This window comes from Neoroseomonas soli, assembly GCF_018129065.1.
Lineage (GTDB): Bacteria > Pseudomonadota > Alphaproteobacteria > Acetobacterales > Acetobacteraceae > Neoroseomonas > Neoroseomonas soli.
Window position 1 is genome coordinate 119,056 of record NZ_JAAEDM010000006.1, and the last position, 14,906, is coordinate 133,961.

The 14,906-nt window shown below is 72.8% G+C and carries 14 protein-coding genes; 8 read left to right on the forward strand and 6 right to left on the reverse strand.

The window, feature by feature from the left end:
• The first annotated feature begins 78 nt into the window (after positions 1 to 78).
• On the forward strand, positions 79 to 1,062 hold the full coding sequence (locus GXW76_RS04225) for a cyclase family protein (RefSeq protein WP_211860733.1): 984 nt from the start codon (positions 79 to 81) through the stop codon (positions 1,060 to 1,062).
• A gap of 34 nt (positions 1,063 to 1,096) precedes the next feature.
• Here GXW76_RS04225 and GXW76_RS04230 read toward each other — a convergent pair whose 3' ends face one another.
• From GXW76_RS04230 to GXW76_RS04245, 4 genes are read right to left on the reverse strand one after another with little or no spacing between them, the layout of a single operon-like run.
• On the reverse strand, positions 1,097 to 1,363 hold the full coding sequence (locus GXW76_RS04230; protein WP_211860734.1) for an acylphosphatase: 267 nt from the start codon (positions 1,361 to 1,363) through the stop codon (positions 1,097 to 1,099).
• Positions 1,360 to 2,067 carry an ATP12 family chaperone protein gene (locus GXW76_RS04235; protein WP_211860735.1) on the reverse strand — a complete coding sequence of 236 codons (708 nt, stop codon included), beginning with the start codon at positions 2,065 to 2,067 and terminating at the stop codon, positions 1,360 to 1,362. The genes GXW76_RS04230 and GXW76_RS04235 overlap by 4 nt, the downstream gene beginning before the upstream one ends.
• 37 nt (positions 2,068 to 2,104) lie before the next feature.
• Positions 2,105 to 4,594, reverse strand: a complete 2,490-nt coding sequence (locus GXW76_RS04240) for an AsmA family protein (protein ID WP_211860736.1) — start codon at positions 4,592 to 4,594, stop codon at positions 2,105 to 2,107.
• A 10-nt stretch (positions 4,595 to 4,604) separates the two neighbouring features.
• Entirely contained in the window at positions 4,605 to 5,579 is a 975-nt protein-coding gene (locus GXW76_RS04245) for an RluA family pseudouridine synthase (RefSeq protein WP_211860737.1), read from the reverse strand.
• Between the two features lie 125 nt (positions 5,580 to 5,704).
• On the opposite strand from GXW76_RS04245, the gene GXW76_RS04250 reads away from it, so the two are divergent.
• Positions 5,705 to 6,814, forward strand: a complete 1,110-nt coding sequence (locus GXW76_RS04250) for a 4-oxalomesaconate tautomerase (protein WP_211860738.1) — start codon at positions 5,705 to 5,707, stop codon at positions 6,812 to 6,814.
• Here the strand turns inward: GXW76_RS04250 and GXW76_RS04255 are convergent.
• A complete protein-coding gene (locus tag GXW76_RS04255) occupies positions 6,804 to 7,172 on the reverse strand; it encodes a fluoride efflux transporter FluC (protein WP_211860739.1) in 369 nt (122 codons plus the stop codon). The two genes, GXW76_RS04250 and GXW76_RS04255, sit on opposite strands and share 11 nt — an antisense overlap.
• Before the next feature lie 91 nt (positions 7,173 to 7,263).
• Here GXW76_RS04255 and GXW76_RS04260 point away from each other — a divergent pair, with 91 nt between their 5' ends.
• Complete coding sequence (locus tag GXW76_RS04260) at positions 7,264 to 7,935, forward strand: hypothetical protein (protein ID WP_211860740.1); 672 nt, start codon at positions 7,264 to 7,266, stop codon at positions 7,933 to 7,935.
• A 262-nt stretch (positions 7,936 to 8,197) separates the two neighbouring features.
• Here GXW76_RS04260 and GXW76_RS04265 read toward each other — a convergent pair whose 3' ends face one another.
• A complete protein-coding gene (locus GXW76_RS04265) occupies positions 8,198 to 9,556 on the reverse strand; it encodes a replication-associated recombination protein A (protein WP_211860741.1) in 1,359 nt (452 codons plus the stop codon).
• Between the two features lie 38 nt (positions 9,557 to 9,594).
• Between GXW76_RS04265 and GXW76_RS04270 the strand changes: the two genes are divergently transcribed.
• The 5 genes from GXW76_RS04270 to GXW76_RS04290 all read left to right on the forward strand — a co-directional run.
• On the forward strand, positions 9,595 to 10,569 hold the full coding sequence (locus GXW76_RS04270; RefSeq protein ID WP_211860742.1) for a tripartite tricarboxylate transporter substrate binding protein: 975 nt from the start codon (positions 9,595 to 9,597) through the stop codon (positions 10,567 to 10,569).
• Between the two features lie 58 nt (positions 10,570 to 10,627).
• Positions 10,628 to 11,578 carry a Bug family tripartite tricarboxylate transporter substrate binding protein gene (locus tag GXW76_RS04275; protein WP_211860743.1) on the forward strand — a complete coding sequence of 317 codons (951 nt, stop codon included), beginning with the start codon at positions 10,628 to 10,630 and terminating at the stop codon, positions 11,576 to 11,578.
• A 49-nt stretch (positions 11,579 to 11,627) separates the two neighbouring features.
• Positions 11,628 to 12,587, forward strand: coding sequence for a Bug family tripartite tricarboxylate transporter substrate binding protein (locus GXW76_RS04280; RefSeq protein WP_246513898.1), 960 nt, complete (start codon positions 11,628 to 11,630; stop codon positions 12,585 to 12,587).
• A gap of 125 nt (positions 12,588 to 12,712) precedes the next feature.
• Positions 12,713 to 13,408: a CBS domain-containing protein gene (locus GXW76_RS04285; RefSeq protein ID WP_211860745.1), complete on the forward strand. Its 696-nt coding sequence runs from the start codon at positions 12,713 to 12,715 to the stop codon at positions 13,406 to 13,408.
• 275 nt (positions 13,409 to 13,683) lie between these two features.
• A partial coding sequence (locus GXW76_RS04290) for a DEAD/DEAH box helicase (protein WP_211860746.1) occupies positions 13,684 to 14,906 on the forward strand: 1,223 nt, incomplete at its 3' end.

The following is a 14,906-nucleotide window of genomic DNA, read 5'->3' on the forward strand; positions in this document are numbered from 1 at the left end:
GTGCGCAACCTCCCCGCCCTTGTCCGTCGCGCGCTGCGGCCGGGGTGACGCGCGGCGCCGTGGCGCTACCATGGCGCCATGACCACGCCGCGCTACGACGACCTCCCGCGCCCCAAGGAAGACCCCACCGGCCTGCCGCTCTCATGGGGCGTCTGGGGCCAGGATGACCAGGTCGGCACCCTGAACCGCATCACCGATGCGACCGTCGCCGCAGCGCGGGAGGAGATCCGCGCCGGCCGCCGCTTCAACCTGAACCTGCCGCTGGACGAACCCTTCGGCGCCGCGCTCCCCGGCGCCCACCGCCGGCGGGAAGCCCCGCACCCGGTCATGGTGAAGGAGGAACACCCGGGCCGCGTCACGCGCGACGACCGCCTCGACGGCTTCTGGCTGCAGGCGAGCACGCAATGGGACGGGTTGTCGCACTTCGCCGACCCGGCGCACGGCTTCTACAACCACGCGCCGCTGTCCTCGATCGTGCACGGCGCCGATAGCCGCAACGGCATCGACAAGGCGCTGGCGCACGGCATCGCCGGGCGGTGCGTGCTCGCGGACCTCGCGCGGCACTTCGCGCGGACGGGACGCGACTGGACGCCGATGGGCGGAAAGCGCGCGACGGCGGAGGACCTTGCCGCCTGCCTCGCGGCCGAAGGCGTGGCGCTCCGCCCGGGAGACATCCTGCTGGTGCGCACCGGCTGGCTCGAGGCCTTTCGCGCCGCGCCCGACGCCGCGGCGCGCCACCTGCTGATCCAGGGCGAGGGCGGGGCACGCGACTATTCGGGCCTGGACGGCAACGAGCCGATGTGGCGCTTCCTTTGGGATGCCGGGATCGCCGCCGTGGCGGCCGACAACCCGACGGTCGAGGCCTGGCCGATCTTTCCCTGGAAGCCGGCACTGCATCTCGCGATCGCACGGCTCGGGCTCTGCCTGGGCGAGTTCTTCGACCTTGAGGCGCTGGCTGCCGACAGTGCGGCCACGGGGCGGTTCACCGCGTTCTTCACGGCGGCGCCGCTGAACCTCAGGGGCGGCATCGGCAGCCCGGGGAATGCGCTGGCGATACGGTGAAAAGGTGGGGGGAGAAGGGAGCTTCTCCTCCGCACTACCTCCGCAGGAAGCCGGGCTCCTCCGGCGGATCGACGAATTCCTCCGTGATCTCGTCCACCCGCGCCAGCATCGGTCCGCGCCGGCAGGCCGAGAGCAGCGCCTGCACCGCGGCCTCCTCCCCGGCCACCAGTGCCTCCACCGCCCCGTCCGGGCGGTTGCGCACCCAACCCTGCACGCCGAGGCTCTCCGCCTGCCGCGCCATCCAGTCGCGGTAGCCCACGCCCTGCACCCGTCCGAGGATGAGGACGCGGCGCGCCTTCATGACCGCACCAGCGCGAGGAAGCGTTCCACCAAGGCGAGATCGGCAGCGATCCGTGCCCTGCGTTGGAGCGCCTCGGGGTCTTCGCCCCAGCGCTGCTCCTGGTAGGCTTCATCGAGCACCGCGAGGCGGTGCGCCTCCGCCGCATCGACCCGCCCGGCCGAGAGGGCGAGGGCCAGCACCAGGCTGCCCAGCCCCGGCGCCGCCAGGCCGAGCGCGGCCAGCTCCTCGGCCCGGTGCGCCTCGACCGCCGCGCGCAGCGCAGAGAGGCTGGCTTCGGGCTGCGTCACCGGCATCAGCCCCGCGGTCACCGTCAGCGGCGCACCAAAGGTCGCATCCGCCCAGTCGAGCAGCGCCTGCCACTCCCGCGCCTGCAACTCCGCGAGGTCCGGATTCTCCGCGCGGTAGCAGAGCAGGTCGGTCTCGGCGTATTTCGCCAGCCCTTCCACCATCGCCGACGGGTCGGGCGTGATGCGGTCCTGCGCGGTGCCGAGCAGGCGCGTCAGCGGCACCTGGTCCATCGACATCTCGCCCCCTTTGGCGCCGCCGGCTTCCTGCCATTCGGCGGCGATCGCCTCGGCGAGCCGGGCGGAGGGGGTGACGAGTGGCGCGCCGCCCGGCAGGCGCAGTGGCCGCCCATCAAGCAGCACGGCGTGGCCGCCCTCGGGCCGGGGGACGGCGACGGCATGATCCCAGAAGCGCTTCATGGCCGCTCCAATAGCGCCGCCGGGCGCTGCGCTCCAACTACCTCCGGCCGCCGCCGAGCAGCCCGCCCAGTCCGCGCAGCAGATCCTGGGTCGTGCCCTGCAATTCCCGAGGCACTCCCGGCACCACGCGCTGCGGCGCCGGCACCGGCCCGTCGGCACCGAAGCGCGCCAGCCGCAGTTGGGTCGCGCAATCCCCGGCCTGCGATCCGCCCTGGCCGCGCAGCCATTCGACCGTCGGGTCGCGCCACAGGCGGTTCGCGAGGGTGTCGCCGATGACCTGTGTCGCCGCGCGGGCCGGGTCCACGCCCACCCGCGGCGAGGCCAGCGTCCCGCCGATGCCGACCGGCGCCCGCACGCGCACGCCGAGGATGGCGACATCCGGCAGCAGCCGCGCGGCCAGGCCTTCCGTGGTGAGATTCACCGCCGCCACACCCTCGACGCGGCCGGCCGAGGTCTCGATCAGCAGCGCCCGGGTCCGCGCCATGCCGTCCTCGGCGACGACGCGCAGCGCCAGGCAGCGAAGGTCCAGGCCCTCGCGCGGCATGTTGGGGAAGATGAGGCCGATCAGGTCCGGCCCCAGACGCATCATCCCCGCCTGCGCCAGACGGCCGTCCACCACCGCCATCCCGGCCTCGCCGGTCAGCGTGGCGGCGATGGCGCGGGTGGTCGCGCCATGGCCGCGCACGTCGAACCGGATCTCGGCCCGGCCCTCGATGCCGGTCGCTTCCTGCCGCGCCCGGCGCAGCGCCGCGAGGTCGAGGCCGGGGCCCTCGCTGCGCAGGGCGAGCGCCACCGCGGGCGGGTTGGCACTGGCATCCAGTGTCGCCTGCCCGCGGACCGGCCCGCCGGGCGTGACCGCCGAGAAGGAGGTCAGCTGTGCCGCATCGTCGGCCAGGGCCAGAGTGCCGCGCACCTGTCGCCAATCCGTGCGGGCCACGATCAGGTGGTCCACCGAAACGTCGAGCCGCCCGCGATAGGCCCGCACCACGGCGACGGGCAGCGGCAGGTCCGGGATCACGCGGCCATCCGTCGCGACCGGTGCCTGTGCCGGTGCCGGGGTGGGGGCGGGGGTGGGCGCGGCAGCGGGCGCGGGCACCGCGGCGATCCGCCGTTCGACCAGCGTGTCGACATCGAGCCGCCCGGCCGTGACACGCCCGGTCAGCCCGACGGGCCTGCCCGGCCGGACGACGACATCGGCTTCGGCTTCGAGCGACGGCGATGCGATGCGGAACGGGGCGAGCCGCATCTCCCCCGTCAGCGCGCCCGGCGCCGTCAGCCGCCCTGCGATGCGAAGGTCGCGCAACGCCGGCGGGTCCGGCAGCAGCGGCGCCAGCGCTTCGAGATCCGGCACGGTGATGTCGAGATCGAGCCCGGCGCCGGCAAGGCTCCGCGGCTGTTCGATCCGGCCGGAGAGCTTCGCCACGGCCTCGCCGGCACCGATCTCCGCCGTGATGGCGACGGGTCGCTCGGGCGCGAAGGGCAGCAACGCGCCTGCGGCGTCGAGGCCGATCGTGGCCCGCAGGGCGACGCCGCCGAGGCTGCCCTCCGCAGTGACCTGTGCGGGGCCGTCGAGGGACGGCGCGCGCAGTTCCGCCCTCGTCAGGGCCAGGCCCGGCGCCAGTGCAGCCAGATCCGCCGCGGCCAGCCGCACCACGACATCGGAGGGCCGCCACGCGCCATCAAGTTTCAGGGTGGCCTCGGCCGGCGGCAGCACCGGCGGCAGCGCGACGCCGGGCGCCAGCGCGGCGGCCAGTGCCAGCAGCGCGCCGGGTTCCGGCAGCGCGGCGGAGAGCGCGATGGTTCCTCCAAGCCGCCCCTCGGCAGAGACCCGGTTGCCGCCGAAGGTCAGCGTGCCGCGCAGCGGCCAGGGGGCGCCGGGCGGGGCGGGCAGGGCACCAGTCTGGGCCTCCACCGCCACCGCGACGCCGTGCAGCGTCAGGCGTGCGCCGATCGACGCCGGGCCGCCCGCTCCGAAGCCGGCCAGGCGCGCGCGCTCCACCGCCACGGTGCCGAGGCGCGGATCGGGCATGGTCAGCCGGCTGTCGGTGAGCAGCACCTCCCCGATCGCGACGCCAGGGCGCGCGGCGGGGGCGGAGGGTTCGGTGCGCGCCGGGGCCGTGGCCTCGCGCGCAGGCGGGCGGAGGTCCCAGTTCGGCGTGCCGTCGGGCAGGCGCTCGAGAAGGATGTCGGCGCCGTCGATCTCGATGCTGCGGAAGGCGACCTCCCCGCGCAGCAGGGGCAGCAGGGCGAGGCTTGCCTCGACGCGGCGGATGCGCGCCATCTCGGGCCGCGATCCGCCGGGCAGGTTGGCGAGGGTCGCGCCCTCCGCCGCCAGCCTCGGCGTCAGCCCCGGGCGCAGCGAGACCGCCCCGAGGGTCGCCGTGCGCCCGGTCGCGCCTTCGATGGCGGCGACGAGGCGCGGCGTCAGCGTGCCGGCATCGAGCGCGAAGACCAGCGCCGCGACACCGCCGGCGATCAGCAGCGCTGCCCCGCCCAGCAGCCCGACCGCCCATTTCAGCGCGCGCATCGCAGCCTCCTCAGCGCACCCGGCGGCAGGCCGGCGTGCGTGGCTTGTCGAAGCCCAGGAAGGTAAAGGTCTCCTTCATGTGCGGCGGCAGTGGCGCGGCGAGTTCCAGGATGCCGCCTTCCGGGTGCGGCAGGCGCAGCGCGCGGGCATGAAGGTGCAGGGAACGGTCGCCGAAGCCGTCGGGATGAGCCTCGGCGCCGCCATACTTGCCGTCGCCCAGGATCGGGCATTTCAGCGCCGAGGCGCAGTGGACGCGGATCTGGTGCGTGCGGCCGGTGAGCGGGGTCAGTTCCAGCAGCGCCGCGCGCTTCTGGGCGGAATCGATGGTGCGGTAGAGCGTGACGGCATGGGCGGCCTCCCTCGTATCGGACGGCACGACGCGTTCGCCGTGGCTGCCGGCGTGCTTCGCGAGCGCCATGTCGATGCGTCCGTCCAGCGGGTGCGGGCGGCCGACCACGATGGCCCAGTAGGTCTTCTCGGCATCGCGCCCGCGGAACGCGGAGGCGAGCTTCGACGCCGCCGCCGGCGTGCGCGCGAGCAGCAGCACGCCCGTCGTGTCGCGGTCGAGGCGATGGACGAGGCGCGGGCGCTCCTCGTTGCCGAAGCGCAGCGCGTCGAGCATCCCGTCCAGGTGCTTGGTGATGCCCGGCCCGCCCTGCACCGGCATGCCCTGCGGCTTGTCGATCGCGATGACGCTGTCGTCGCGATAGATCACCAGACGTTCGAGCGCGGCCGCCTCGCGCGGGTCGATCGGCTTCGGCTCGGCCTTCGGCGCCGGGGCATCGGGCATCGGCGGGATGCGGATGGCCTGGCCGGGCAGCAGGCGGGTGTTCGCCTCCGCCCGCTTGCCATCCACGCGGATCTGGCCGGTGCGCAGCATCTTTTGCAGCGCGCCCTGGGTCAGGGCGGGAAAGTGGCGATGGAACCAGCGGTCGAGGCGGATCTCGCCGTCGGCGGGCCGGACGGTGCGGGTGGTGACAGGCATGGCGCATCCATACCGCGTCACCCCGCCGCCACGCCAATCCCGAGGCCCTTGCCGCCCGGCGGGGTGCTGACGCGCGGGGCCGGCTCTCCTATGTTCGCACGCCGCGACGCACCGGACCCGACGCCATGACCACCCAGACCGCGATCCCCTGCACCCTGATGCGCGGCGGCACCAGCCGCGGACCCTATTTCCTCGCCTCCGACCTGCCGGAGAGCCGGGAGGGGATATCCCGCGTGCTGCTGGCGGCCATGGGCTCGCCGGACGCGCGGCAGATCGACGGGCTTGGCGGCGCGACGACGCTCACGAGCAAGGTCTGCATCGTCTCCCCCGCCGCCGCGGGCGAGGCGCAGCAGATCGACTACCTCTTCGCCCAGGTTTCGGTGGACAAGGCCGCCGTCGATTTCGGGCCGACCTGCGGGAACATGCTGGCCGGCATCGGCCCCTTCGCCATCGAGAAGGGCCTGGTGGCCGCCGAGGACGGCGAGACCCGGGTGCGCATCCGGGCCGTGAACACCGGCGCGCTGATCGAGGCGGTGGTGCGGACGCCCGGCGGCCGCGTGACCTATGACGGCGACACCGCGATCGCCGGCGTGCCCGGCACCGCCGCGCCCATCGTGCTGAACTTCGCCGACGCCGTGGGCGGCGCGACCGGGAAGCTGCTGCCGACCGGCAAGGCGAAGGACATGATCGAGGGCGTCGAGGTCACCTGCCTTGACGTCTGCATGCCGGTGGTGATCGCGCGCGCGGTGGACCTCGGCAAGACCGCGCGGGAGAGCGCCAAGGAACTTGACGCCGACAAGGCGTTCATGGCGCGCATCGAGCGCATCCGCCGCGCGGCGAGCCTGGCCATGGGCATGGGCGACGCGGAGGGCCGCGTCATTCCGAAATTCGCCATGGTGGCGGCACCCGCGGGCGGCACGGGCGTCGCCGCGCGCTACTTCACGCCGCTCGCCTGCCACGAGGCGATGGCGGTGACGGGCGGCATCTGCATCGCTACGGCCTGCATGCTCCCGGGCACGGTCGCGGAGGGCATCGCGCGTGTCGGGCCGAACGAACGCGAGACCGTCGTCATCGAGCACCCGAGCGGGCAGATGGAGGCGGTGATCTCGACGCGCCGTGCGGCCGCGGGGACGGTGGAGGTGCTTGGCGGCGGCACGCTGCGCACCGCGCGCAAGCTGATGAGCGGGGAGGTCTTCATACCCGCCCGCGTCTGGGGCGGGCGGGTCAGCGCCTGAAGAGCCAGAAGCCCAGCGCGCAGGCCGTCGCGCCGAGGCCGACGGAGACGACGACATAGAATACGGCGAGCGCCGGCGCGCGCTCCCACAGCACCGTCGTCTCGAGTGAGAAGGCCGAGAAGGTGGTGAAGCCGCCGAGGAAGCCGGGCACGAGCAGGGCGCGCACCCCACCCTGCAGGCCGAGCCCCGCCAGCACGCCGATCATGCCGCTGCCGACGACGTTGACCGCGAGCGTTGCCCACGGAAATCCGAAGCCGAACAATGCGACCCCGGCCACCGAGACGAAATGGCGCAGCATCGAGCCCGCCGCGCCGCCGAGCGCCACGAGCAGGAGCGACGATGCTGTGAAACCTTGCATAGACAGGTGCTCCGGCGGGTCGCGGATCATTGCCCGATCGCCACGGCGTCGCTAGCCTCCGGCCGAAACGAGAGGTGGGGGGAGCTTTTCCATGCACGTTGACGGTTTCAAGAAGACTTTCGCATTGGATCAGGGCGCCGTCCTGAGCAACGATCAAGTCTTTCAGGCGCTCTACAATGCGCCCCTGACCGATGACAAGCGGGGCGGCATTTGCTGTGGCTTGTCACTCATCTGGCTCGCGCGACGCATGATGTTCCATAACGAATCCGCCGAGCAGCGCGCCGCCGCCTTGGTCAGCATGCCGGGCTTCAGCTGGGGGGGGAAGACGCAGGACATCCACAACGCAAGCCCGGCTTCGGGCAGCGGATGGGCAGACTATCTCGAGACGATGCTGTCGGAAGCACTTCGCGTGTATGTGCTGCGACTGGTACGGCCGACCATTTCGGACGGTGCGCATAGCAACGCCGCGGGTGACGCGGCCATCATGTGGGCGCCTGCCCGCCCTGCGGGATCCTACGTCCTGCACTATATCTGGCTCGACATGCCGGGCAGTGCCAATGGCTGCGGGCACTGGACGGCATCCTATACCTCTCATGGCTCTTTCGGGCGAGCCGGGCACTTCTACCATTTCGACCCGAATATGGGCGAACATCGCGTCAGCACCAGCGATGCGGAGACGTATCTCGCTGGCTGGGTCCAAGCCTATGATAGCGGCTTCAGTGGTATCCGTTATCTCTGTTCCGTCGAACTCACACGCAACTGAGTTCCGAGGAATAGCGGTCGAAGGACCACCGCGCTGGCGTGGGCGTCCGCTGCTGCAGCAAGCAGCAGGACGCCATGGTGGGCACCGTTCGCACCGGCTGTGCCCGGAGCGTGTGTCGTGCCCGGCCGCACCCATGGTCGCGCCGCCCCGCTTCGGGACTCCCCGGATTTGGCTGACTGGCTCACCACTCCGACGGAGGTCCTTGGCGCCGTCTTCGTCGGCGTGGTTTTTCTTCCCGGCCTTGACGGCGGCCCGAGGCTGATCAGTCGCGGCGCCGCTTGCGCCGCAACTGATCCCACCGCGCCATGCGCTCGGCGATCGCGGCCTCCGCGCCGCGGTCTGTCGGGCGGTAGAAGGACTGCCGGCGCATCTCCTCCGGGAAATAGTCCTGGCCGGAGAAGGCCTCCTCGGCATCGTGGTCGTATGCGTAGCCCGAGCCGTAGCCGATCTCCTGCATCAGCTTCGTCGGCGCGTTGAGGATGTGCTTCGGCGGCATCAGGCTGCCGGTTTCCCGCGCCGCCCGCATCGCCGCCCCGAAGGCCGCATAGACGGCATTGGACTTCGGCGCGGTCGCGAGGTGCACGACGAGCTGCGCCAGCGCCAGCTCGCCTTCCGGCGAGCCCATACGCTCGAAAGTCTCCCACGCGGCGATGGCGAGCGGCAGTGCGCGCGGGTCGGCCATGCCGATATCCTCGGCCGCGAAGCGCGTCAGCCGGCGGGCGATGTAGCGCGGGTCCTCCCCGCCCGTGAGCATCCGCGCGAACCAGTAGAGCGCCGCATCCGGATCCGACCCTCGCATCGATTTGTGCAGGGCGGAGATGAGGTTGTAGTGCTCCTCCCGGTCCTTGTCGTAGAGCGCGGCTCGCTTCGCGAGCAGCGAGGACAGGGCGGCGGTGTCGAGCGGCTTCGTGCCCGGCGGCAGCGCGAACAGCTGCTCGGCCATGTTGAGCAGGTAGCGCCCGTCGCCATCCGCCATGGCCCGCATCGTGGCGCGCGCAGCCTCGTCCAGGGGCAGGGCGCGCTCCATCAAGGCCTCGGCCCGCCCCACCAGGAGCTCGAGCGCCGCATCGTCCAGCCGCTTCAGCACCATCACCTGGCAGCGCGAGAGCAGCGCGCCGTTCAGCGCGAAGGAGGGATTCTCCGTCGTCGCGCCGACCAGCGTGACGGTGCCGTCCTCCACCACCGGCAGGAAGCCGTCCTGCTGGGCGCGGTTGAAGCGGTGGATCTCGTCGATGAAGAGCAACGTCCCCTGGCCGTTGGACTTGCGCGCCCGCGCCTCGTCGAAGGCGCGCTTGAGGTCCGCGACACCCGAGAACACCGCCGACAGCGCCGTGAAGCGCAGCCCCGCGGCCTCCGCCAGCAGCCGTGCGATGGTCGTCTTGCCCACCCCCGGCGGCCCCCAGAGGATCAGCGAGGCCAGCGACCCGCGCTCGAGCATCCGCGCGATGGTGCCCTCGGGGCCGAGCAGGTGGTCCTGGCCGACCACCTCCTCCAGCGTCCGCGGCCGCAGGCGGTCGGCGAGCGGGCGGCCGGCATCGTCGGCTTCCGCCGGTGCTTCCACGGGTGAACCGAACAGGTCTGAGACGGGCGCGGGATTGCCCTGCGGGCGACGAACGGCCATGAGGCAAGGATACAACGCCTGCGGGACGGGAGCGACACATGGCAGCCGGAACGACCTTCACGCGGCGCGCGGCGCTTGCCGCGCTCGCCACCCCCGCCATCGCGCAGGCCCAGCCGGCCCAGTGGCCGACCCGCCCGGTGCGCATCCTGGTCGCCTGGACCCCCGGCGGCGGCGTGGACGTCCCGGTGCGCCTGCTGCTGCCGAAGATGCAGGAGGTGCTGGGCCAGCCCATCGTGGTGGAGAACCGCGGCGGCGCCTCGGGCTCGATCGGCGCGGCCTTCGTCGCGCAGCAGCCGGCCGATGGCTATACCGTGCTCGCCGACGCCGCCGCCCATGTCAGCAACAACAGCCTGATGCGCCTGCCCTTCGACTATGCGCAGGCCTTCGTGCCGGTGACGCAGGTCTCCGTGCTGCCGCACCTGCTGGTGGTGAAGCCGGACTTTCCGGCGCGCACGCTGGCGGAACTGATCGCGCTGGCCAAGCAGCGGCCGGGGCAGCTGACCTATGCCTCCTCGGGGATCGCGGCGGGGCCGCATCTTGCCTCGGCCCTGCTGGCGCGCCAGGCGGGGATCGACGTTGTCCACGTGCCCTATCGCGGCAGCGCGGCGGCCATGGCGGACGTGCTGGCGGGCAATGTCTCCTTCAATTTCTCGACCATCCCGCAGGCCTCGCCGCTGGTGCGGGAGGGGCGGCTGCGGGCGCTTGCCGTCTCGACAAGCGAGCGGCTCGCCGCGCTGCCGGACGTGCCGACCGTCGCGGAACAGGGCTTCCCGGGCTTCGAGTTGAACGAGTGGGTGGCGCTCTGGGCCCCGGCCGGCACGCCGCCGGCCATCATCGCGCGGCTGCATGAGGCCGCCGCCGCCGCCCTGGCGGAGGAATCGGTGCAGCGCCGCTATGCCGAGATCGGCATCCTGCCGGTCGGCGGCACCCCCGCCCAGCTCGCGGCCTTCGCCGCCGAGCAGCGCACCCGCCTGACCGAGCTGATCCGCGCGGAGAACATCCGCCTCGAATAGCGCGGCGTCATCCTTCCTTCGCTTGACGGCGGGGCGGGGTGCGCCCAACCGGTGCGTCATGCTCCGCCGGACCGCCCTGTTCCTGCCCCTTGCCGCTCCCGCCCTGGCGCAGCCGGGGGAGCGGCCCATCCGCCTCGTCATCGCCTTCCCGCCGGGCGGAAGCACCGACCTTCTCGGCAGGCTGATCGCGCCCCGCATGGCGGAAAGCCTCGGCGCCACCGTGACGCCGGAGAACCGCTCGGGCGCCTCGGGCGCGGTCGGTGCCGGCCATGTCGCGCAGTCGGCGCCGGACGGCACCACCTTGCTGCTCGATTCCGGCGGACAGAGCGTGAACCCGTTCCTCCTGCGCGGCCTTGCCTTCGACTACGTGCGGGACCTCGCGCCGGTGACGCTGCTCGCCACCCTGCCGCTGCTGCTCGTCGCGCGGGCGGAATTCGGCGCGGCGACGCTGCCGGACCTGCTTGCCCGCCTGCGCGCGGAACCGGCGCAGGCGCGCTATGGCAGCGTCGGCGTCGGCGCGCGCACGCATCTCGCCATGGCGGCGCTGCTGCGCCGGGCCGGGATCGCGGGCGAGCACGTGCCCTATCGCGGCGGCGCCGACCAGATCGCCGGGCTGCTGCGCGGCGACGTGCCAATGGGCTTTACCTCCATCGCGCTCGCCGCGCCCCTGCTGCGGGACGGGCGCATCCGGGCGCTTGCCGTGTCTTCGGCCACGCGCAGCCCGGGCTTCCCTGACCTGCCGACGGTGGCCGAACAGGGCTTCGCCGGCTTCGCGATGGGGGATTGGCTCGGGCTGCTGGTGCCGGCCGGGACGCCGGCGCCGGTCGTCGCGCGCCTGGCCGCCGCGGCGGCGGATGCGGTGAACCAGCCGGCCCTGCGGCCGCGCCTGGCCGATCTCGGGCTGCAGCCGGCGGCCGAGGGGCCTGTCGCCTTCGCCCGCTTCCTGGCCGCCGAGCGGGCCGAGATGGAGGCGCTGATCCGCGGCGAGGGCATCCGCCTCGACAGTTGAGGCGCGGCAGCGCATGGATCGGGGCAAGAACCCCCCGGGAGGGCCGCCCATGCTCCGTCGCTCGCTGCTTGCCGCCGCCATCGCGACGCCTGCCTTCGCGCAGGCGCCGTGGGCGCCCTCGCGCCCGGTCCGGCTGATCGCGCCCTATCCGCCCGGCGGCGGCGTGGACACCACCTCCCGCCTGCTGGCCACGCCCATGGGCGCCTTCCTCGGCCAGCCGGTGGTGGTGGAGAACCGCGGCGGCGCCGGCGGGTCGATCGGCGCGGGGGAACTCGCCCGCAGCGCGCCCGACGGGCACACGATCATGGTCGATGCGCTTGCGCATACGGTGAACCCGCATCTCATCCGCAACCTCGGCTTCGACTACGCGACCGCCTTCGCGCCGATCAGCCAGGTGGTGGTGCTGCCGCAGATCCTCGCGGTAAATCCGCAGACGGTGCCGGCGAAGACGGTCCAGGACTTCCTCGCCTGGGCGCGGCCGCGGGCGGCGAGCCTGTCCTACGGCTCCTCGGGCAATGCCACCGCGGCGCATCTTGCCGCCGCGCTGTTCCTGAACCGCGCGGGGATCGAGATCACCCACGTGCCCTATCGCGGCGGCACGCCGGCGCTGCAGGACCTTCTCGGCGGCAACATCGCCTTCGTCTTCGGGACCGTTTCCTCGACGCTGCAACTCGTGCGGGACGGGCGACTCGTGGCGCTCGGCGTCACCACCGCGCAGCGCATCGCGCCGCTTCCGGACGTGCCCACCATCGCCGAGCAGGGCTTCGAGGGCTTCGAACTCAACGAATGGAACGGCCTCTACGCGCCGGCGGGCACGCCCGTGCCGGTGCAGCAGCGGCTCTACGAGGCAGCGACGCATGCGCTCGCCGATGCGACGGTGCGCCAGAGGCTCGATGCGCTGGGGGCGCTGCCGGTCGGCACCGCTCCGGCCGCCTTCGCGCGCTACGTCGCCGACCAGCGGGCGCTGATGGGACGCATCGTGCGCGAGGCACGGATCGAGGCCGGCTGAGGCCGCTCCCCCTCGACCGTCCGCGATGCCACGCGGTAGCCTTCCGCGTCCCGGCTCGTTGATCCTCGTCAAGGCGGGTCCTGGCCCCCGATGCTGAGTTGCCGGCACGACCAAGGGAGGAACGCATGCGCGCCAAAGACATCATGACGCCCGACCCCGTCTCGGTGCCGCCCGACACGCCGCTCGAGGCCGTGGCAGCGCGGATGGCCGATCGCGGCATCTCCGGCCTGCCGGTGGTGGACACGGACGGGCGCCTGGTCGGCCTGGTGACGGACGGCGACCTGATGCGCCGCCTCTCGGCGAAGGAGGACAAGCCGGCTTCGTTCTTCGCGGCCATCCTCGGCGCCAATGCGGACCAGGCGCTTGCCTATGCCCGCGCCCATGGTCGCCGCGTCCGCGACGTGATGAGCACGAACCTCGCGACCGTGACCGAGGATGCGACGGTCGAGGAAGTGGCCCACATCCTCGAGACGAAGCGCATCCGGCGCGTGCCGGTGCTGCGCGACGGCAGGCTGGTCGGCGTGGTGTCGCGGGCGGACCTGCTGCGCGCTGTGATGGCGCCGGTCTACAGCGGCGCGGACGAGGAGGCCTCGGACCCGCGCATCCGCCGCGAGATCTTCGCCCGCATGCAGGCCGAGCCCTGGATCAGCACGCGCTTCGTCTTCCCGGTGGTAAAGGACGGCACCGTCACCTTCCACGGCTTCCTTGGCGCCATGGAGGCGATGACCGCGCTGCGCGTCCTCGCCGAGGGTGTGCCGGGGGTGAAGCAGGTGGTCTTCGACACTGCCCCGCCGCCTCCGATCATGCTCGGCGTACCTTGAGCCTGGCGGCGCCGCGGCGGGCTTCTTCCCGTGGCGCTGAATTTTCATTGTTTTTGCACCCGCGAAGGCGCATATCCTCCGCAGCGCGCGCAAACCTGCGTGCCACGCGCCTTCCGGTTGCGCGATCGGTCCCCGCCGCTTCCACCTTGTGAAGCGCGGTGCGGGCCCGGGCCGGAGACCGCGCGCCAACACCACCGGATGGTCCCAATCCCGCGGGGCTCCCGCAAGGCCGCGTGCGGCGCCGGCAGGCCCGCGCGTGCGTGACAGGACGTATCTTGACCAATACCTTCGAGGCTCTCGGCCTCGACACCCGTATCCTCCAGGCTCTGACCGAGGAGGGCTATTCCACCCCAACCCCCATCCAGGCGCAGTCCATCCCGATCGTGATGGAAGGGCGCGACCTGCTCGGCATTGCCCAGACCGGCACGGGCAAGACGGCGGCCTTCGGCCTGCCGGTGCTGCACCGCCTCGCCGAGCAGAAGGGCCGTCCGCCGCGCGGCGGCTGCCGCGTGCTGGTGCTCAGCCCGACGCGCGAACTCGCTTCCCAGATCGCGGACAGCATGAAGGCCTATGGCCGGCATCTCGGCCTGACGGTCGCGGTGGTCTTCGGCGGCGTCGGCTTCGGCGCGCAGCGGGCGGCGCTCGCGCGCGGCATCGACATCCTGGTGGCGACGCCGGGGCGGCTGCAGGACCTGCTGGACCAGGGTGCGGGGCGGCTCGACCACGCAACGACGCTGGTGCTGGATGAGGCCGACCAGATGCTCGACAAGGGCTTCCTGCCGGCCATCCGCCGCCTGCTGAAGTCCATCCCGGCGCAGCGCCAGACGCTGTTCTTCAGCGCCACCATGCCGACCGAGATCAACAAGCTCGCCGCCGAGATGCTGACCGACCCGGCACGCGTCGCCGTGGCGCCCGTCGCCACCACGGCCGAGAAGGTGGAGCAGCGCGTCATCCATGTCTCGGCCTCGGGCAAGCGCAAGGTGCTGGCGGAACTGCTGAAGATGGACGGCATCGGCCGGACGCTGGTGTTCAGCCGCACCAAGCACGGCGCCGACCGCATCGTGAAGCAGCTCGACCAGGACGGCATCACCGCCAACGCGATCCATGGCAACAAGGCGCAGAACGCGCGGGAAAGGGCGCTCGCCGCCTTCCGCGACGGCTCTGCGCCGGTGCTGGTCGCGACCGACATCGCCGCGCGCGGCATCGACGTGGACGGCGTGACGCACGTCATCCAGTTCGACCTGCCGGAAGTGCCGGAGACCTACGTGCACCGCATCGGCCGCACCGCCCGCGCGGGCGCGTCGGGCGAGGCGATCGCCCTCTGCTCCCACGAGGACCGCGACAAGCTGCGCGCGATCGAGAAGCTCATCCGCGTCCAGATCCCGGCCGAGCGCCGGGAAGGCGCCGCCGAGGAAGCCCCACGCGCGGCCGCGCCGCGCCATGCGGAGGGGACGCCCCCGCGCGGCGCACACAGGCCGCAGCGCCAGCCGCAGCATCG